Origin of the sequence: Streptomyces sp. CB00455, from assembly GCF_001905445.1 — a bacterium.
GTDB lineage: Bacteria > Actinomycetota > Actinomycetes > Streptomycetales > Streptomycetaceae > Streptomyces.
Genome location: NZ_LIVQ01000001.1, coordinates 1,681,552 through 1,700,334, shown reverse-complemented (window position 1 = coordinate 1,700,334; position 18,783 = coordinate 1,681,552). Strand labels below are relative to the sequence as shown.

Below are 18,783 nucleotides of genomic sequence, written 5' to 3'. Positions count from 1 at the left end.
AGAGTAGGACGCCGCCGAACAACCCGCCCTTTTAGCTCAGTCGGTAGAGCGTCTCCATGGTAAGGAGAAGGTCAACGGTTCGATTCCGTTAAAGGGCTCCAAAGGAAAAGGCCCCCGCCTCTTGGCGGGGGCCTTTTTGCGTTTGCCGGCCGGTCAGTAGTAGCTCGTCTCGCCGTCGAGCAGTTCACGGATCGCGTCCAGGTGGCCGGCGTGCCGGGCGGTCTCCTCGATCATGTGGAGCAGCATCCAGCGCAGCGAAGCCGCTCCGGACCTGAACTCCGTGCTGCGGCCGGTGTCGTCGAGCGAGTGGGCCGCGATGATCTCGTTGGACAGGGTGCACTGGCGGTCGTACTCCTGAAGCAGCTGCGCCAGGGGAGTGTCGTCGACCATGAAGTCCTCGTCCTCCCGGCCCACGAACTGGGGGCCGGTGGCCGGGCGGTTCAGGAAGAGGACCTCGAACCAGCACTGTTCGGTCCACCGGAGGTGGGAGACCAGGCCGGCCACCGTCATCAGGGGCGAGGAGGGGAGGACGGGCCGGTGCGCGTCCTCTTCGGAGAGGCCTTCGCATTTCCACTGGATGATCGAGCGCTGCATGTCCAGCCAGCCGAGGAGCTGGGTGCGTTCGTCGGCGGTGAAGTCGGGGCGGGTGCGAGAGAAGGGCATGGGCACCGACCCTAGAGCGGGACGGCGTGGCCCGCACCCGGATTTCTACTCGCCCTCGCGTTGCTGCGGGACACGGAACGCCAGGATGGCCATGTCGTCCGAGGCGGGTTCCGCCGCGAAGCGTTCCACCGCACGCAGGACGCGTGAGGCGACCGCGCCCGCGGTGAGGCCGGTGCAGGTCGTGAGGACTTCGGCGAGGCCGTCGTCGCCCAGCATGCGGGTGCCCTCGCGGCGCTCGGTCACCCCGTCCGTGACGCAGAGCAGGACGTCGCCCGGTTCGAGCGTGAGGGTCTGCTCGTAGAGTTCGAGGTCCTCGATCACGCCCAGCAGGGGCTGCGGCTCCGCGGCCGGGATGACTTCGCCGTCCGGGCGCAGGCGCAGCGGCAGCGGGTGGCCGGCGCAGACGACCTTCATCAGGGCGCCGCCGTCGGGCTGGGGGTGGAGTTCTCCGTAGAGGAGGGTGAGGAAGCGGCTGCGGGCGCCCTCGTCGAGGATGGCCGCGTTGAGGCGCTCCAGGACGGCGGGGCCCCCCAGACCCTCGCGGGCCAGGAGGCGCAGGGCGTGCCGGGCGAGGCCGGTGACGGCCGCCGCTTCCGGGCCCGTACCGCAGACGTCGCCGATGGCGAAGCCGTACGCGCCGTCGCGGATCGGGAAGACGTCGTAGAAGTCGCCCCCCACCTCGTTGCCCTCTCCGGCGGCGCGGTAGATGACCTCGACCTCCATGCCGGGGATGGCGGGGGAGCCGGGCGGCAGCAGGCTGCGCTGGAGGGAGCGGCTGATGGCGGTGCGCTCGGAGTAGAGGCGGGCGTTGTCGAGTGCGAGGGCGGCGCGGCGGGAGAGGTCCTCGGCGAGTTCGAGGATCTCCTGGCGGAAGTGCTCCTCGCTGGGCTTGCCCAGGGTGAGCATGCCGATGACGCGGTTGCGGGCCAGCAGGGGGAGTACCACGGTCTCGCCGCCGACGGCGAGGGCGGTCTCCGGCCACGGGCGGGCGCCGGCCTCGCGGACCGGCTCGGGCGGGCTGACCCGGGAGAGCAGGACCTTGAGGCCGTCGATGCGTTCCTCGTCCTCGTGCAGGACGTAGGACAGGTACGGGTCCGAGGACTGGTCGGCGATCGTGTAGACGGCGCACCAGGTGGCGAGGGTGGGGACGGTCATCTGGGCCATGAGGGCCAGGGTCTGGTCCCGGTCGAGGGTGCCGGCCAGCAGGTCGGACGCTTCGACGAGGAAGGACAGGGAGCCGCGGCGCAGGCGTTCCAGCTCGCCGAGCCGGGCGGACTCGACGGCGAGGGCGATGCGGTCGGCGGCGAACTGGAGGCGCAGGGCCTCGGCGTTGGAGTAGCGGCCCGGGACCTCGGCGGCGACGCCCAGGGAGCCGGTGAGGCGGCCCTCGACCTTGAGGGGGACCGTGACGACGGAGCGCATGCCGGTGGCCTCCAGGAGCGGGACGGCTCCGGGGACGGCGGCGAGGTCGTCGTGGACGGCGGGCATGCGGGCCGAGCCGTAGCGGTTGGTGCCGGCCTCGACGGGGACGCGCGCGAAGCGCTGGCGGGTGGAGGGCAGGCCGGTGGTGGCGCGGACCTCCAGCTCGGTCTCGTCGTCGGTGGCGAGCAGCAGGAAGGCGGCGTCGGCGTCGAGGAGGTCGCGGGCCCGTTCGACGATGCGCTGGAGGAGCCCGTCGAGGTCGTCGGGGGCGGGGGAGCCGATGAAGACCTCGAAGGGGTCCGCGGGCCGGGGCTCGGTGAGCTGGCCGCTGTCGAGGGCGGGGACGCGGGTGGGGCTCTGGAGCAGGGCGCGCTCGTCGTCGTGGACGAGGAGGCAGACGATGGACGGTTCGCCGTGGGCGTCGCGGACGCGCAGGTGGGAGGCGTAGACGGGGATGACGCGGCCGTCGGCGCCGCGGATGCCGTAGCTGCCCTCCCAGCGGGACAGGCGCAGGGCCTCGGCGATGCCGGTGCCGGTGCCGGGGGTCTGGGGCCAGGCGGCGAGTTCGGCGAGGGGCCGGCCGACGGCCTTGTCGGCGCGGTGGCCGAAGATGTGCTCGGCGTCTTCGTTCCAGGCGGCGATGGTGTCGGCGGAGTCGACCTGGAGCACGGCGACGCGTACGCGGCTGTCGGCGAGGGGAAGCAGCTGGTCGGGGACGACGGGCCCGGCGGAGCGGGTACCGACCGGCCGGTCTGGCGGGTCGAGGCGGAACCACACGTGTTTGTGGGTCGCGGTGTACTCGACTCCCCAGCGGGTGGCGAGGGCGGCGCAGAGCATGAGGCCGCGGCCGTTCTCGCGGTCCGGGTCGGCGTAGGGCCGCTCGCCGGGGTGCTGGAGGGGCAGCTCGCGCTCCGGATACCGGTCGGCGACCTCGACCCGTACGCCGTCCTCGGCGCGCAGGCACAGGACCTCGGCCCGGGTTCCGGCGTGGACCACGGCATTGGTGACGAGCTCGCTGGTGAGCACCACCGCGTCGTCGACGATGTCCGCGAAACCCCAGCCCTGCAAGGTGTCGCGGACGAACGCGCGGGCTGCGGCGACCGAGCGCCCGAGGGGATCGAAGCTGGCAGCCGCCCGTGCCGTGATCACAAGTCTCCTTCGACGCGGTTGGACATCGGGTGCCAGGTTACTTACCTTCGCGGTCGGCGTGGTGCCGCAGTCGGGGATTGCACTCGCAGGGTACGGCGGGTGTGCGATGGTGCCGAAGTGTTATGGCCGGGTTCGGCCAGGGTGAAACACTGGGCAGGCTTGGTAGAGCCGGCTTGTCATGAGTCAGGTGTCCGGTGGAACAGCGGTCGACCCTTTCGGGAGGGACACGGTGGAGTCTGGCGCAGCGGTGAGGCGTACGGGAACGCGGCCGAAAGGCGGGCGGTCCCGGCGGAGCGGTACGACGGAGGTCGATACCGCCGCTCTGAACCGCCTGCTCACGGCCCTGGTGTCGATGCGGGACGGGAATTTCCGCAAGCGGCTGACGGTCTCCGGCGAAGGCGTGATGGCGGAGATCGCCGCCGTCTACAACGAGGTCGCCGACCGGAACCTGCACCTGACGGGGGAGCTGTCCCGGGTCCGCCGGATGGTGGGGCGCGAGGGCAAGCTGAGCGAACGGCTGGAAACGGGTGCCTGTGAGGGTTCCTGGGCGGCTGCGATCGACGCCTCGAACCAGTTGGTGGACGATCTCGCCAGGCCGGTGTCCGAGGTGGGCCGGGTGCTGTCGGCGGTGGCCGAGGGCGATCTCGACCAGCGGATGGACCTGCGGACGCAAAGCCCCGAGGGGGCCGGACATCCGCTGCGCGGGGAGTTCCTGAAGGTCGGGCGTACCGTCAACAACCTGGTCGACCAGCTGTCCGCGTTCACCGACGAGGTGACGCGCGTGGCGCTGGAGGTGGGCACCGAGGGCAAGCTCGGCGGTCAGGCCCAGGTCCGCGGGATGTCGGGTTCCTGGAAGGACCTGACCGATTCCGTCAACACGATGGCGTACCGGCTCACCGCCCAGGTGCGTGACATCGCCCTCGTCACGACGGCGGTCGCCAAGGGCGATCTGTCGCGCAAGGTCACGGTGCACGTGGCCGGCGAGATGCTCCAGCTGAAGAACACCGTGAACACCATGGTGGACCAGCTGTCCTCCTTCTCCTCCGAGGTGACCCGGGTCGCCCGCGAGGTGGGTACGGAGGGTGAGCTGGGCGGCCAGGCGCAGGTGCCCGGGGTCGCGGGCGTGTGGAAGGACCTGACCGACTCCGTCAACACGATGGCCGGGAACCTGACGGCCCAGGTGCGCGGCATCGCGCAGGTGACGACGGCGGTCGCGAACGGTGACCTGTCGCAGAAGGTGCGGGTCAGCGCGCGCGGCGAGGTCGCGCAGCTGGCCGAAACGATCAACCAGATGACCGAGACGCTGCGGACCTTCGCCGACGAGGTCACGCGCGTGGCCAGCGAGGTCGGGGCGAAGGGCCTGCTGGGCGGTCAGGCGCAGGTGCCGGGGGCGGCGGGGACGTGGAAGGACCTCACCGACTCGGTGAACACGGTCTTCCGCAACCTCACCACGCAGGTGCGGGACATCGCGCAGGTGACGACGGCGGTGGCCAACGGCGACCTGTCGCAGAAGGTCACCGTCGATGTGGCCGGTGAGATGCTGGAGCTGAAGAACACCGTCAACACGATGGTGGACCAGCTCCAGTCCTTCGGTGCGGAAGTGACGCGAGTGGCCCGCGAGGTCGGCGTCGAGGGTGAGCTGGGCGGTCAGGCGCAGGTGCCGGGGGCGGCGGGGACGTGGAAGGACCTCACCGACTCGGTGAACACCGCCTTCCGCAACCTGACGGGCCAGGTCCGCAACATCGCGCAGGTGACGACGGCGGTGGCCAACGGCGACCTGTCGCAGAAGGTCACGGTGGACGTCTCGGGCGAGATGCTCCAGCTGAAGAACACCGTGAACACCATGGTGGACCAGCTGTCCTCCTTCGCCGACCAGGTCACGCGGATGGCGCGGGACGTGGGCACGGAGGGCCGCCTCGGCGGTCAGGCCCGGGTCGAGGGGGTCTCCGGCACCTGGAAGGAGCTCACCGACTCCGTCAACTTCATGGCCGGGAACCTGACGTCGCAGGTGCGCCAGATCGCCCAGGTGACCACGGCGGTGGCGCGCGGCGACCTGTCGCAGAAGATCGACGTGGACGCCCGGGGCGAGATCCTGGAGCTGAAGAACACCATCAACACGATGGTCGACCAGCTCTCGGCCTTCGCGGAGCAGGTGACCAGGGTCGCCCGGGACGTGGGTACCGAGGGCCGCCTCGGCGGCCAGGCGCAGGTGCCCGGGGTGGCCGGCGTGTGGCGGGACCTGACGGACTCGGTGAACGGCATGGCCGGGAACCTGACCTCGCAGGTGCGCAACATCGCCCAGGTCGCCACGGCGGTGGCGCGCGGCGACCTGTCGCAGAAGATCGACGTGGACGCCCGGGGCGAGATCCTGGAGCTGAAGAACACCCTGAACACGATGGTCGACCAGCTGTCGAACTTCGCGGAGCAGGTCACGCGGGTGGCCCGCGAGGTGGGCACCGAGGGCATCCTGGGCGGTCAGGCCGAGGTGAAGGGCGTCTCCGGCACCTGGAAGGACCTCACGCAGTCCGTCAACTTCATGGCGAACAACCTGACCTCGCAGGTGCGCAACATCGCCGAGGTGACCACGGCGGTCGCCATGGGCGATCTGTCGAAGAAGATCACCGTCGACGCCAAGGGCGAGATCCTCGAACTCGTCACCACCGTCAACACGATGGTTGACCAGCTGTCGTCCTTCGCGGAGCAGGTGACGCGGGTGGCCCGCGAGGTGGGCACCGAGGGCATCCTCGGCGGCCAGGCCCGGGTGCGCGGGGTCACCGGCATCTGGAAGGACCTCAGCGACAACGTCAACACGATGGCCGGGAACCTGACGGCCCAGGTGCGCGGGATCGCGCAGGTCTCGGCGGCGGTGGCCAACGGCGACCTGACGAAGAAGGTCACCGTGGAGGCGCGCGGCGAGGTCGCGCAGCTCGCCGACACGGTCAACACGATGGTGAACACCCTGTCGTCCTTCGCCGACGAGGTCACGCGGGTGGCCCGCGAGGTGGGTACGGAGGGCCGTCTGGGCGGCCAGGCGCACGTGCCGGGTGTCTCGGGGACCTGGAAGGACCTCACCGACTCGGTGAACTTCATGGCCTCCAACCTCACCGGTCAGGTGCGGCAGATCGCCATGGTCACGACCGCCATCGCCAAGGGCGACATGACCAAGAAGATCGACATCGATGCGCGGGGCGAGATCCTGGAGCTGAAGACCACCATCAACACGATGGTCGACCAGCTGTCCTCCTTCGCCGACCAGGTGACGCGGGTGGCCCGCGAGGTGGGTACCGAAGGCATCCTGGGCGGCCAGGCGCGCGTGCGCGACGTCGACGGCACCTGGCGGGACCTGACCGAGTCCGTGAACGAGATGGCCGGCAACCTCACCCGGCAGGTGCGCGCGATCGCGGCCGTGGCCACCGCGGTGACCCGCGGCGACCTGAGCCTGAAGGTCGACGTGGACGCGGCCGGTGAGATCCAGGTCCTCCAGGACAACATCAACACGATGATCGTCAACCTGCGCGACACCACGTTGGCCAACAAGGAGCAGGACTGGCTCAAGGGCAATCTCGCCCGCATCTCCGCGCTGATGCAGGGCCGCCGGGAGCTGGACGACGTGGCCTCGCTGATCATGAGCGAGCTCACTCCGGTGGTCTCGGCGCAGCACGGCGCCTTCTTCCTGGCGCTGCCGGCCGGCGGCACCACCGAGATCGGGACGGAGGGCGGCGCGGACGGTTCGTACGAGCTGCGGATGCGCGGCAGTTACGCGTACGCCGGCGGTCAGATGCCCATCTCCTTCCGGCCGGGGGAGGGGCTGATCGGGACCGTCGCGGAGGAGAAGCGCACGATCCTCGTCGAGAACACCCCGCCGGGCTACCTGAAGATCTCCTCGGGGCTCGGCGAGGCCCCGCCGGCGCACGTGATCGTGCTGCCGGTGCTGTTCGAGGGGAAGGTGCTCGGCGTCATCGAGCTGGCGTCCTTCACGCCCTTCACACAGATCCAGAAGGACTTCCTCAGCCAGATCGCCGAGATGATCGGTACGAGCGTCAACACGATCAGCGTCAATTCCAAGACGGAGATGCTGCTGAAGCAGTCGCAGGAGATGACCGAGCAGCTGCGCGAGCGCTCCGACGAGCTGGAGAACCGGCAGAAGGCCCTGCAGGCCGCCAACGCGGAGCTGGAGGAGAAGGCCGAGCTGCTCGCCCGGCAGAACCGCGACATCGAGGTGAAGAACACCGAGATCGAGGAGGCCCGGCAGGTCCTGGAGGAGCGCGCCGAGCAGCTCGCGGTCTCGATGCGCTACAAGTCGGAGTTCCTCGCGAACATGTCGCACGAGCTGCGGACGCCGCTCAACTCGCTGCTGATCCTGGCGAAGCTGCTCGCCGACAACGCGGACGAGAACCTCTCGCCGAAGCAGGTGGAGTTCGCCGAGACGATCCACGGGGCGGGCTCCGACCTGCTCCAGCTGATCAACGACATCCTGGACCTGTCGAAGGTCGAGGCGGGCAAGATGGACGTGTCGCCGACGCGGATCGCGCTGGTGCAGCTGGTGGACTACGTGGAGGCGACCTTCCGGCCGCTGACGGCGGAGAAGGGGCTCGACTTCTCCGTCCGGGTCTCGCCGGAGCTGCCCGCCACCCTGCACACCGACGAGCAGCGCCTGCTCCAGGTGTTGCGCAACCTGCTGTCCAACGCGGTGAAGTTCACCGATACCGGGGCGGTGGAGCTGGTGATCCGGCCCGCGGGCGCCGATGTGCCGACGGCGATCCGCGAGCAGCTGCTGGAGGCCGGTTCGCTGCGGGAGGCGGACGCGGACCTGATCGCCTTCTCGGTGACCGACACCGGGATCGGGATCGCGGCGAGCAAGATGCTGGTGATCTTCGAGGCGTTCAAGCAGGCGGACGGGACGACCAGCCGCAAGTACGGCGGTACGGGCCTGGGCCTGTCCATCAGCCGGGAGATCGCCCGGCTGCTGGGCGGTGAGGTCCACGCGGCCAGCGAGCCGGGCCGCGGTTCCACCTTCACGCTGTACCTGCCCCTGCACCCGAGCGAGCTGCCCCCGCAGGGCTACGCGCCGCCCACGCCGGGCAGCGCCCGCGGCGAGCTGTACCGCAGGCCGGCCGACGAGGCGCGGCCCGCGCTTCCGGCGGCGCCCGCGGTCGCGCCCCCGGCGCAGCCGCAGCAGCAGCCGGCGCGTACGGAGCGGACGGGCCCGGCGGGCTCCGGGCCGGCCGGGCAGGGCACGGGCGGCGCCGCGCTGTTCCGGCGGCGGCGCAAGGCGCTGAGCGACCTGGAGCCCCGCACCGCGGTGCCGGGGCAGCCCGGCGCGGGGGGTGCGCAGGACGGGTGGGGTGATCCGCAGGACGAACTGCCGGTCGCGCCGCGGACGTATGACTTCCACGAGGAGAAGGTCCTCATCGTGGACGACGACGTGCGCAATGTCTTCGCGCTGACCAGCGTGCTGGAGCAGCACGGGCTGTCCGTGCTGTACGCGGAGAACGGGCGGGAGGGCATCGAGGTCCTGGAGCAGCACGACGACGTCACGGTGGTGCTGATGGACATCATGATGCCGGAGATGGACGGTTACGCGACGACCTCGGCGATCCGGCGGATGCCGCAGTTCGCGGGGCTGCCGATCATCGCGCTGACCGCCAAGGCGATGAAGGGCGACCGGGAGAAGGCGATCGACTCCGGGGCCTCCGATTACGTCACCAAGCCGGTCGACCCCGACTACCTGCTGTCCGTGATGGAGCAGTGGATGCGCGGGAAGTGAGCACGGGGGAGAGCGGAAGGTTCCCTACCGCCCGGCTGGCCGCGCCCGCGGCGGCGCCGGAATGCGGCGGGCGGGGAACCTTCTGGCCTCCCCCCGCGTTTCCGCTTCGTGCACAGTGACATCCTGGTGACAGGGTGTGGCGATCTCGGGACTGGGGCTACGATGACCGGCACAAGGACGGACGGTGCAAGGATGCCGCCTTCTGGAGCGGGGCCCGGCGTGCAGGCCGGAGCCAGGAGCCGGGGAGGCCCCGCGCCGGGGCGAGGAGGACAGGGCATGGTGCAGAAGGCCAAGATCCTCCTGGTCGACGACCGGCCGGAGAATCTGCTGGCGCTGGAGGCCATCCTCTCCGCGCTCGATCAGACACTGGTCCGGGCGTCGTCGGGGGAGGAAGCGCTCAAGGCGCTGCTGACGGACGATTTCGCGGTCATCCTGCTGGATGTGCAGATGCCGGGAATGGATGGTTTCGAGACCGCGGCGCACATCAAGCGGCGGGAGCGGACCCGGGACATCCCGATCATCTTCCTCACCGCGATCAACCACGGTCCGCACCACACCTTCCGCGGGTACGCGGCGGGCGCGGTCGACTACATCTCCAAGCCCTTCGACCCGTGGGTGCTGCGGGCCAAGGTCTCCGTCTTCGTGGAGCTGTACACGAAGAACTGCCAGCTGCGTGAGCAGGCGGCCCTGCTGCGGCTCCAGCTGGAGGGCGGCGGGTCGAACGGCGTGGACGCCGGCAAGGAGACCGCCGGCCTGCTGGCCGAGCTCTCCGCGCGCCTCGCGGCGGTCGAGGAGCAGGCCGAGGCGCTGACCAAGCAGCTCGGCGAGGATTCGGCCGAGGCGGCGGTGGTGGCGACCGCCGCGCACCTCGAACGCAAACTGACCGGACTGCGGCGGGCGCTCGACGCGCTGGAGCCCGGCACCGGCGGAGGAGCGCCCGTCCTGCCCGTACAGGGCTGAGCGGCGGCCGCTCTGGCGGCACGTCAGGTCTGGTGGTGCGTCAAAGCACCGACGACGCGGGCGACACGAACGGGTGAAGGGGTGGGCAGGCGCGTCCCCCGGGGTGGACACCGGTAATCTCGGGCCCATGGCCTCACGTACGTCCGGCAAGGGTTCCCCGAGCAGCGCGGGCACCGCGAAGGGCCGCACCGGCCGTACCCCGGCGCCGGCGAAGAAGGCGGCTGCCGCGCGCAGGCCTCCCGCGAAGAAGGCCGCGGCCGCCCGGCGTGCCCCGGTCAAGAAGGTCGCGCCGAGGCCCGCGCCGTCCCCGACCGGGGGTGTGGTGCGGCTGGTGCGCGCCCTGTGGCTGGGCTGCGCGCACGCGGTCGGTGCGGTCTTCCGCGGGATCGGCCACGGGGCCAGGAACCTCGACCCCGCCCACCGCAAGGACGGCGTCGCGCTGCTGTTGCTCGCCCTCGCCCTGATCGTCGCCGCCGGAACCTGGTCGAACCTGAGCGGTCCCGTCGGGGATCTGGTCACCATGCTGGTCACCGGCGCCTTCGGACGACTGGATCTGCTCGTACCGGTCCTGCTCGGTGTCATGGCGGTGCGTTTCATCCGTCATCCCGACCAGGCCGACGCCAACGGGCGCATCGGCGTCGGGCTCTCCGCCCTGGTCATCGGCGTCCTGGGGCTGGTCCACATCGCCTGCGGGGCGCCCGGCCGCGACGAGGGCACCACCGCGATGCAGAACGCGGGCGGCCTCATCGGCTGGGGCGCCTCCAAACCGCTGATCTTCACGATGGGCGCGCCGCTGGCCGTGCCGATGCTGGTGCTGCTCACGGTCTTCGGCCTGCTGGTGGTCACCGCGACCCCGGTCAACGCGATCCCGCAGCGGCTGCGGCGGCTCGGCATCAGGCTCGGCATCATCGCCCCGAACGAGTACGACGAGGGGTACGGGGAGGGGTACGGGGGCGCCGAGCCGGTCTTCGCGGGGGAGCGGCACGATCCGCAGCAGTGGCAGGCCCGCACCGGCGCCGCCGCGGATCCGGCCGGCTCCGCCGAGGAGGAAGCCCTGGCCCGGCGCCGCCGGCCCCGGCGGGCCGCTTCCCGGCCGGCCACGGACCGGGGGATGGACGCCGTGGACGTGGCCGCAGCGGCCGCGGCCGCGCTGGACGGGGCGGTCTACGGGGGGCTGCCGCCCTCCCCGCTGGTCGCCGACCTCACCCAGGGGATCGGCGCCGGGCACGACGGAGCGCAGGCCACCACCCCGGTGCCGCCGGCCCGGGCGGGGCGTCCCGTACCGGCCGCCGGGAGCCCGGTCGCTGCCGCCGCCTCCGCAGCCGGGGCCGTCCCGGAGGCGCCCGCCGCCACCGTCGTCGCCGCCGGGAGCACCGGCGCGTCCGCCGGGCGGCCGCACGACACCACCGCCGCGGCCTCCGGGACGCTCTCGGTGCCCGACCTGACCAAGACCCCGCCGGACGCCCAGCCGCTGCCGCCCCGCGCCGAGCAGCTCCAGCTGCGCGGGGACATCACCTACGCCCTGCCCTCGCTGGACCTGCTGGAGCGCGGCGGCCCGGGCAAGACCCGCAGCGCGGCCAACGACGCCGTGGTCGCCTCGCTGAGCAACGTCTTCATGGAGTTCAAGGTCGACGCCAGGGTCACCGGTTTCACCCGGGGCCCGACGGTCACCCGCTACGAGGTGGAGCTCGGCCCGGCCGTGAAGGTCGAGCGGATCACCGCGCTGGCGAAGAACATCGCCTACGCGGTGGCCTCGCCCGACGTGCGCATCATCAGCCCGATCCCGGGGAAGTCGGCCGTCGGCATCGAGATCCCGAACACCGACCGCGAGATGGTCAACCTGGGTGACGTCCTGCGCCTGGCCGACGCCGCCGAGGACGACCACCCCATGCTGGTCGCGCTCGGCAAGGACGTCGAGGGCGGCTACGTCATGGCCAACCTCGCCAAGATGCCGCACGTGCTGGTGGCCGGCGCCACCGGTTCCGGAAAGTCCTCCTGCATCAACTGCCTGATCACCTCCGTCATGGTGCGGGCCACCCCGGAGGACGTCCGGATGGTCCTGGTGGACCCCAAGCGGGTGGAGCTGACGGCGTACGAGGGCATTCCGCACCTGATCACGCCGATCATCACCAACCCCAAGCGGGCGGCGGAGGCCCTCCAGTGGGTGGTGCGCGAGATGGACCTGCGCTACGACGACCTGGCCGCCTTCGGCTACCGGCACATCGACGACTTCAACCAGGCCATCCGGGACGGCAAGATCAAGCTGCCGCCGGGCAGCGAGCGCGAGCTCAGTCCCTACCCGTACCTGCTGGTGATCGTCGACGAGCTGGCCGACCTGATGATGGTCGCCCCGCGGGACGTCGAGGACTCGATCGTGCGCATCACCCAGCTGGCCCGCGCGGCCGGCATCCACCTGGTGCTGGCCACCCAGCGGCCCTCGGTGGACGTCGTCACCGGTCTGATCAAGGCGAACGTGCCCTCGCGGCTCGCCTTCGCCACCTCCTCCCTCGCCGACAGCCGGGTCATCCTCGACCAGCCGGGCGCCGAGAAGCTGATCGGCAAGGGCGACGGCCTCTTCCTGCCGATGGGGGCGAACAAACCGGTCCGGCTCCAGGGCGCCTTCGTCACCGAGGACGAGATCGCCGGGATCGTGCAGCACTGCAAGGACCAGATGGCGCCCGTCTTCCGGGACGACGTCACGGTGGGGCAGAAACAGAAGAAGGAGATCGACGAGGACATCGGCGACGACCTGGACCTGCTGTGCCAGGCGGCCGAGCTGGTCGTCTCCACGCAGTTCGGCTCCACCTCGATGCTCCAGCGCAAGCTGCGGGTGGGCTTCGCCAAGGCCGGCCGGCTCATGGACCTCATGGAGTCGCGCGGCATCGTCGGGCCCAGCGAGGGCTCCAAGGCCCGTGACGTGCTGCTGAAGGCGGACGAGCTGGACGGGGTGCTCGCCGTGATCCGCGGGGAGACCCAGCCGTAAGGGCGATGTGCGGCCGGGGAATTCGCGGGCAACCGTTTCCCCAGGGCCCGCGTCCAGTTGAAGGGAGGTGGCGGCACCGCGCACGGCGCCGGGCCGCCGCACCGGGCGGGGCCTCCCCTCGCCATTCTTATGGCGTAGGAAGTGCACCCTCCGGTTGCTCCACCCTTTCGTCACCCCCCTAGACTGGACATCCAGCAGGTGGCTACACGCTCGAAAGGCGCCCACGTGTCCATCGGCAACTCCAACTCCCCCGAAGAAGAGCGGCCTTCGACCGACGACCGGTCCGAGGACCGCATCGTCGAACGTTCCGTCGAAGGACCGTCCATCGGGACGGCCCTCAAGCAGGCCCGGATCGCCGCCGGGCTCACCGTCGACGAGGTCAGTTCCACTACCCGCGTGCGCATCCCGATCGTGCACGCGATCGAAGAGGACGACTTCACGCGCTGCGGCGGCGACGTCTACGCACGCGGCCACATCCGTACGCTCGCCCGCGCCGTACACCTCGATCCGGCACCCCTGGTCGAGGCCTACGACGCGGCCCACGGCGGCCGGCCGGCACCCACCCCCGCCGCGCCGATGTTCGAAGCCGAGCGCATTCGTCCCGAGAGGCAGCGGCCCAACTGGACCGCCGCCATGGTCGCCGCCATCGTCGCCGTGATCGGCTTCGTGGGCTTCACCGCCTTCAGCGGCGGCGACGAGAAGGCCAAGCGGCCGGTGGCGGAAGGTTCCGCCTCCCCGCAGCCCGCCCCCAGGCAGTCCGGCGCGAAGCCGGCCGGACAGCCCCAGCAGACCCCGCAGGCGCCCAAGCCGGAACCCTCCGACAGCGCCATCGCCGCCGCGCCCAAGGACCTCGTCACGGTCGTCCTGACGGCCGACACCGCAGAGAGCTGGATCTCCGCCAAGGACCACAGCGGCCGCCTTCTCTTCGACGGCACGCTCGCCCGGGGCGAGTCCAAGACCTTCACGGACAAGGAGTCCGTCGACCTCGTGCTCGGCGACGCCGGGGCCGTGAAGCTCTTCGTGAACGGCAAGGAGATCAAGGACCGCTTCCAGCCCGGACAGGTGGAACGGCTCACATACACCAAGGAAGACCCCGCCCAGGGGCAGCCCCAGGCGGGCTGAACACGGGCCGCCCCAGGGCGGAAGGCTCCCCTCCGGATCCCCGGGGTGCCGCGCGGTCCGCGCGGCGGCTCCCGGGGATCTTGCCGTGGGGGGACTTGGGGCGGGGGCCCGTGCCGGGACGAAGTAGTCTTGAGTCCATGCCCGAACGCCGTACCGTCGCCCTTGTCACTCTTGGCTGCGCCCGTAACGAGGTGGACTCGGAGGAGCTCGCAGGCCGCTTGGCGGCGGATGGCTGGGAGCTCGTCGAGGACGCCGCCGATGCGGACGTGGCCGTCGTCAACACCTGCGGCTTCGTCGAAGCCGCCAAAAAGGACTCCGTAGACGCCCTGCTGGAAGCCAACGATCTCAAGGATCACGGCAAGACCCAGGCCGTCGTCGCCGTCGGCTGTATGGCCGAGCGCTACGGCAAGGAACTCGCCGAAGCGCTCCCCGAGGCCGATGGCGTGCTCGGTTTCGACGACTACGCCGACATCTCCGACCGCCTCCAGACCATCCTCAACGGCGGCATCCACGCCTCCCACACTCCGCGCGACCGGCGCAAGCTGCTGCCGATCAGCCCCGCGCAGCGGCAGGCCGCCGAGGTCGCCCTCCCCGGCCACGCCCAGGAGCCCGTCGCCGAAGCCCCCGCGGACCTGCCGGAGGGCGTCGCCCCCGCCTCCGGCCCGCGCGCGCCCCTGCGCCGCCGCCTGGACAAGAGCCCCGTTGCCTCGGTCAAGCTGGCCTCCGGCTGTGACCGGCGCTGCTCTTTCTGCGCCATCCCCTCCTTCCGCGGCTCCTTCATCTCCCGCCGCCCGAGCGACGTGCTGGGCGAGACCCGCTGGCTCGCCGAGCAGGGCGTCAAGGAGGTCATGCTCGTCTCCGAGAACAACACCTCCTACGGCAAGGACCTCGGGGACATCCGGCTGCTGGAGACCCTGCTGCCGGAGCTGGCCGCGGTGGACGGCATCGAGCGCGTCCGCGTCAGCTACCTCCAGCCGGCCGAGATGCGGCCCGGCCTGATCGACGTACTGACCTCGACCCCCAAGGTCGTCCCGTACTTCGACCTCTCCTTCCAGCACTCGGCCCCCGACGTGCTGCGCGCCATGCGCCGCTTCGGCGACACCGACCGCTTCCTGGAGCTGCTGGACACCATCCGCGGCAAGGCCCCGCAGGCCGGCGTCCGGTCCAACTTCATCGTCGGCTTCCCCGGCGAGAAGGAGTCGGACTTCGCCGAGCTGGAGCGTTTCCTCACCCACGCCCGCCTCGATGCCATCGGCGTCTTCGGCTACTCCGACGAGGACGGCACCGAGGCCGTCACCTACGAGAACAAGCTCGACGAGGACACCATCGCCGAGCGCCTCTCCCACATGCAGCGGCTCGCCGAGGAGCTCACCTCGCAGCGCGCGGAAGAGCGGATCGGGGAGACCCTGGAGGTACTCGTCGAGACGGTCGTACCGCTCGACGAGGCGCAGGACGGCGAAGGCGCCTACGGGAGGGCCGCCCACCAGGCTCCCGAGACGGACGGGCAGGTCGTCTTCACGGACGGCGCCGGCCTGGTCCCGGGGCGTATCGTCACGGCGAAGGTGGTCGGCACCCTGGGTGTGGACCTGGTGGCCGAGCCCCTGGGCACGGATCTTGAGGAGGCGGCCGGATGACCGGAGTCCCGGCATCTGCGGCGGGCGGGACCGGCCGTCGGCCCGCGCCCGGCGCGAAGCTGGGAGCCGCGGCGGTCGATCAGGCCAGCCTGTGGAACATCGCCAACATCCTCACGATGATCCGTCTCGTGCTGGTGCCGGGCTTCGTCTTCCTGCTGCTGGCACAGGGCGGCTACGACCCCGCGTGGCGGGCCTTCGCGTGGGCCGCCTTCGCCGTCGCCATGATCACGGACATCTTCGACGGGCACCTGGCCCGGACGTACAACCTGGTCACGGACTTCGGCAAGATCGCCGACCCCATCGCCGACAAGGCGATCATGGGGTCGGCGCTGATCTGTCTCTCCTGGCTGGGCGACCTCCCTTGGTGGGTGACCGGGGTGATCCTCGGGCGCGAACTGGGGATCACGCTGCTGCGCTTCTGGGTGATCCGCTACGGGGTGATTCCGGCCAGCCGGGGCGGCAAGGTCAAGACCCTGGCGCAAGGCACGGCCGTGGGCATGTACGTGCTCGCGCTGACCGGCCCGCTGGCGACCCTGCGCTTCTGGATGATGGCGCTCGCCGTCCTGCTGACCGTGCTCACGGGACTGGACTACATCCGGCAGGCGGTCGTCCTGCGCCGTGCGGGCCTCGCCGCGGAGCGCGCGGCGGAGCGGGTCGCGACGTGACGGACACGGCAGGGGATTCCTCCTGTGGCTGAACCGGGAGCCGGACCGAGGCCGGCCGGGGCGCCCGCGGCCGAGGCGGCCGACGGGACGGCCCTGCACGCGGCGGCCGCGGACGTGCTGCGGCTGCTCGCGGAGAGTGACCAGACGGTCGCCGTCGCGGAGTCGCTGACCGGTGGCGTGGTCGCCGCCGAGCTCACCGCGGTCCCCGGCGCGTCGCGGTCCTTCCGCGGCTCCGTCACCGCCTACGCCACCGAGCTCAAGCACCGGGTGCTGGGAGTGGACGCCGGACTGCTGGCCGCCGAAGGCGCGGTGAACGCCCAGGTCGCGAGGGAGATGGCGGCGGGGGTGCGGCGGGTGATGGCCGCCTCCTGGGGAATCGCCACCACCGGCGTCGCCGGCCCGGACCCGCAGGACGGGCAGCCGGTCGGCACGGTCCACATCGCCGTGGAGGGTCCGCAGGGCGGGAAAACGGCCCGGCTGTGGTTGAACGGCTCCCGCGCGGAAATTCGTAGGGAGAGTGCACGCACAGTACTCGAACTTCTCTCAAGCCAACTCCGTGAGAATGCGCGGAGGCAGGATACGGAACAGAACGGGGGGATTTGATGTTTGCAGCCCTGAGTGAACACGACATCGCTCCCCGCACGGCCGCGGCGCGAGGCGGTACGGTGGGGCGTGAAGGATGCGGCTACACGGTCAGAGGAGGGAGCCACCGATGATTCTGCTCCGTCGCCTGCTGGGTGACGTGCTGCGTCGGCAGCGCCAGCGCCAGGGCCGTACTCTGCGCGAAGTCTCCTCGTCGGCCCGAGTTTCGCTCGGCTATCTCTCCGAGGTGGAACGGGGGCAGAAGGAGGCATCCTCCGAGCTGCTCTCCGCGATCTGCGACGCGTTGGACGTACGGATGTCCGAGCTGATGCGCGAAGTCAGCGACGAACTGTCGCTGGCCGAGCTGGCACAGTCGGCCGCGGCAAGCGAACCGGTGAGTGTGCCGGTCCGCCCGATGCTCAATTCGGTGTCCATGACTTCGGTCCCGGGGCCCGAGCGGGTGACCATCAAGGCGCCTGCGGAAGCGGTGAATGTCGTAGCCGCGTGAGCGAGCACGTGAGCGTGTGAGTGTGGCCGGAGCCCCGGCCGGTGCCTAGAGCACCGGCCGGGGCTCCCGGCTGTTCTGGGTGCGGCGCCGGGAGCGGTGCGGGAGGATGGGCCCGTCCGCATCCCGGCCCTGGGAGGTAGCCGTGCGGCGGTTACGACGCGTACCTGCGGCTTGGGCCCTCGGGCTCGCGGTCGGGGCGCTGTGGTGGTGGGCCGTGCTGAGGCTGGTGCTGGTGCCCGCGGAGTCCGGGCCCGTGGAGGGCGCGGTGGCCGTGGGAGGCTGGGGGCTGGGACTGCTGCCGGTGCACTGCGTGCCGGCGCCGGTGCGCAAGGTCCGGCGCAGGGCCGTCCGGGCCGGTGGCGGCGGCGGGGGCGCCACGGGCGCCCCCGGGCCGTCCGTGGGGGACGGGAGCGGGGCCGCGGCCGGGGCGGCGCGGGACGTCCCGGCTACCAGGGCATCGCGACGCCGCCGTTGGGACGAAGGATCTGGCCCGTCATGAAGGACGAGGCGTCGGACGCCAGGTAGAGCACGGCCTGGGCGATGTCCACGGGCTCGCCGACCCGGCGCAGGGGCGACAGGCGGACCATCATCGCCTCGGTCCGCTCCTGGACCTCGGCGCCGTGGCGGGCGGTCATGGGGGTGCGGACCCAGCCGGGCGCGACGGCGTTGACCCGGATGCCGTGCGGGCCGGCCTCGGTGGCGAGCGTCTTGGTCAGCTGGACCACAGCCGCCTTGGCGGCGCTGTAGCAGAGCAGGCCGGGCTGGGCGGCGTCCACCGCCCCGGAGGCCATGGTGACGATCGAGCCGGGGCGGCCCGCTGCGATCATGGACCGGGCTGCCTCCTGGCAGGTGTGCAGTACCCCCTTGAAGTTGACGTCGAAGACCCGGTCGAGGTCCTCGTCCGAGGTCTCCAGGACGCTGCTGGTGTGCATGATCCCGGCGATGGCGGCGGCGATGTCGAGGGGGCCCGCGGCCGCGACGGCAGCCCGCAGTGAGCTGCGGTCGGTGACGTCGAGGGGGTGGAGCGTGGCGGCCGGGCCGGCCGGACCGGCCGCGCCGGCCGCGGCGATGAGGGCGGCAGTCTGTCCGAGTCCCGCTTCGTCGCGGTCGGCGCAGTGCACGTGTGCGCCGACCGCGGCCAGGAGAACGGCGACGGCGCGGCCGATGCCGCCGGCGGCGCCGGTGACGAAGGCGGTGCGGCCGGTGAGGTCGTACGGGGGCGGGGCCGGAGGCGGGGGTGCGGGCCTCGGCTTGGGGTGGGGCTCGGGCTCGGGCGGGGGCATGCCGGGACCGTACGACCAAAACTGACGGTGCGTCAATTGACTGGC

General features: G+C 71.4%; 11 protein-coding genes and 1 tRNA gene. 9 read left to right on the top strand and 3 right to left on the bottom strand.

All coding sequences use genetic code 11. From position 1 onward, the window contains the following. The first annotated feature begins 25 nt into the window (after positions 1–25). Positions 26–101 (top strand) — tRNA-Thr (locus AMK16_RS07460). A 52-nt stretch (positions 102–153) separates the two neighbouring features. Here AMK16_RS07460 and AMK16_RS07455 read toward each other — a convergent pair. Further along, entirely contained in the window at positions 154–663 is a 510-nt protein-coding gene (locus AMK16_RS07455; protein ID WP_073910007.1) for a DinB family protein, read from the bottom strand. Positions 664–708: 45 nt separating this feature from the next. Further along, complete coding sequence (locus AMK16_RS07450; RefSeq protein ID WP_199885358.1) at positions 709–3,234, bottom strand: SpoIIE family protein phosphatase; 2,526 nt, start codon at positions 3,232–3,234, stop codon at positions 709–711. A gap of 229 nt (positions 3,235–3,463) precedes the next feature. Between AMK16_RS07450 and AMK16_RS07440 the strand changes: the two genes are divergently transcribed. From AMK16_RS07440 to AMK16_RS07405, 8 genes are all read left to right on the top strand, one after another. Further along, a complete protein-coding gene (locus AMK16_RS07440; RefSeq protein ID WP_199885357.1) occupies positions 3,464–9,001 on the top strand; it encodes a HAMP domain-containing protein in 5,538 nt (1,845 codons plus the stop codon). 276 nt (positions 9,002–9,277) lie between these two features. Next, positions 9,278–9,961 (top strand): response regulator, encoded by a 684-nt coding sequence (locus AMK16_RS07435; RefSeq protein WP_073909994.1) that lies wholly within the window; start codon positions 9,278–9,280, stop codon positions 9,959–9,961. Positions 9,962–10,088: 127 nt separating this feature from the next. Further along, positions 10,089–12,944: an FtsK/SpoIIIE family DNA translocase gene (locus tag AMK16_RS07430; protein WP_073909991.1), complete on the top strand. Its 2,856-nt coding sequence runs from the start codon at positions 10,089–10,091 to the stop codon at positions 12,942–12,944. A 225-nt stretch (positions 12,945–13,169) separates the two neighbouring features. Then, positions 13,170–14,066 carry a helix-turn-helix domain-containing protein gene (locus tag AMK16_RS07425; protein ID WP_073909988.1) on the top strand — a complete coding sequence of 299 codons (897 nt, stop codon included), beginning with the start codon at positions 13,170–13,172 and terminating at the stop codon, positions 14,064–14,066. Between the two features lie 137 nt (positions 14,067–14,203). Continuing rightward, a complete protein-coding gene (rimO, locus tag AMK16_RS07420) occupies positions 14,204–15,700 on the top strand; it encodes a 30S ribosomal protein S12 methylthiotransferase RimO (RefSeq protein WP_073909985.1) in 1,497 nt (498 codons plus the stop codon). Further along, positions 15,697–16,365, top strand: coding sequence for a CDP-diacylglycerol--glycerol-3-phosphate 3-phosphatidyltransferase (gene pgsA, locus AMK16_RS07415; protein ID WP_073909982.1), 669 nt, complete (start codon positions 15,697–15,699; stop codon positions 16,363–16,365). Before rimO ends, pgsA begins: the two co-directional genes overlap by 4 nt. A 93-nt stretch (positions 16,366–16,458) precedes the next feature. Next, a complete protein-coding gene (locus AMK16_RS07410; protein ID WP_073910737.1) occupies positions 16,459–16,968 on the top strand; it encodes a CinA family protein in 510 nt (169 codons plus the stop codon). Positions 16,969–17,077: 109 nt separating this feature from the next. Beyond that, the gene (locus AMK16_RS07405) at positions 17,078–17,455 is read left to right on the top strand and encodes a helix-turn-helix domain-containing protein (RefSeq protein ID WP_073909979.1); all 378 of its coding nucleotides are present in this window, start codon (positions 17,078–17,080) and stop codon (positions 17,453–17,455) included. A 446-nt stretch (positions 17,456–17,901) separates the two neighbouring features. Here the strand turns inward: AMK16_RS07405 and AMK16_RS07395 are convergent, their stop codons facing one another. After that, on the bottom strand, positions 17,902–18,774 hold the full coding sequence (locus tag AMK16_RS07395) for an SDR family NAD(P)-dependent oxidoreductase (RefSeq protein WP_073909973.1): 873 nt from the start codon (positions 18,772–18,774) through the stop codon (positions 17,902–17,904). Positions 18,775–18,783: the final 9 nt, after the last annotated feature.

Coding starts and splice junctions, on each gene's coding strand:
- AMK16_RS07455 (WP_073910007.1), bottom strand. CDS start 663: ATGCCCTTCTCTCGCACCCGCCCCGACTTCACCGCCGACGAACGCACC.
- AMK16_RS07435 (WP_073909994.1), top strand. CDS start 9,278: ATGGTGCAGAAGGCCAAGATCCTCCTGGTCGACGACCGGCCGGAGAAT.
- AMK16_RS07430 (WP_073909991.1), top strand. CDS start 10,089: ATGGCCTCACGTACGTCCGGCAAGGGTTCCCCGAGCAGCGCGGGCACC.
- rimO (WP_073909985.1), top strand. CDS start 14,204: ATGCCCGAACGCCGTACCGTCGCCCTTGTCACTCTTGGCTGCGCCCGT.
- pgsA (WP_073909982.1), top strand. CDS start 15,697: ATGACCGGAGTCCCGGCATCTGCGGCGGGCGGGACCGGCCGTCGGCCC.
- AMK16_RS07405 (WP_073909979.1), top strand. CDS start 17,078: ATGATTCTGCTCCGTCGCCTGCTGGGTGACGTGCTGCGTCGGCAGCGC.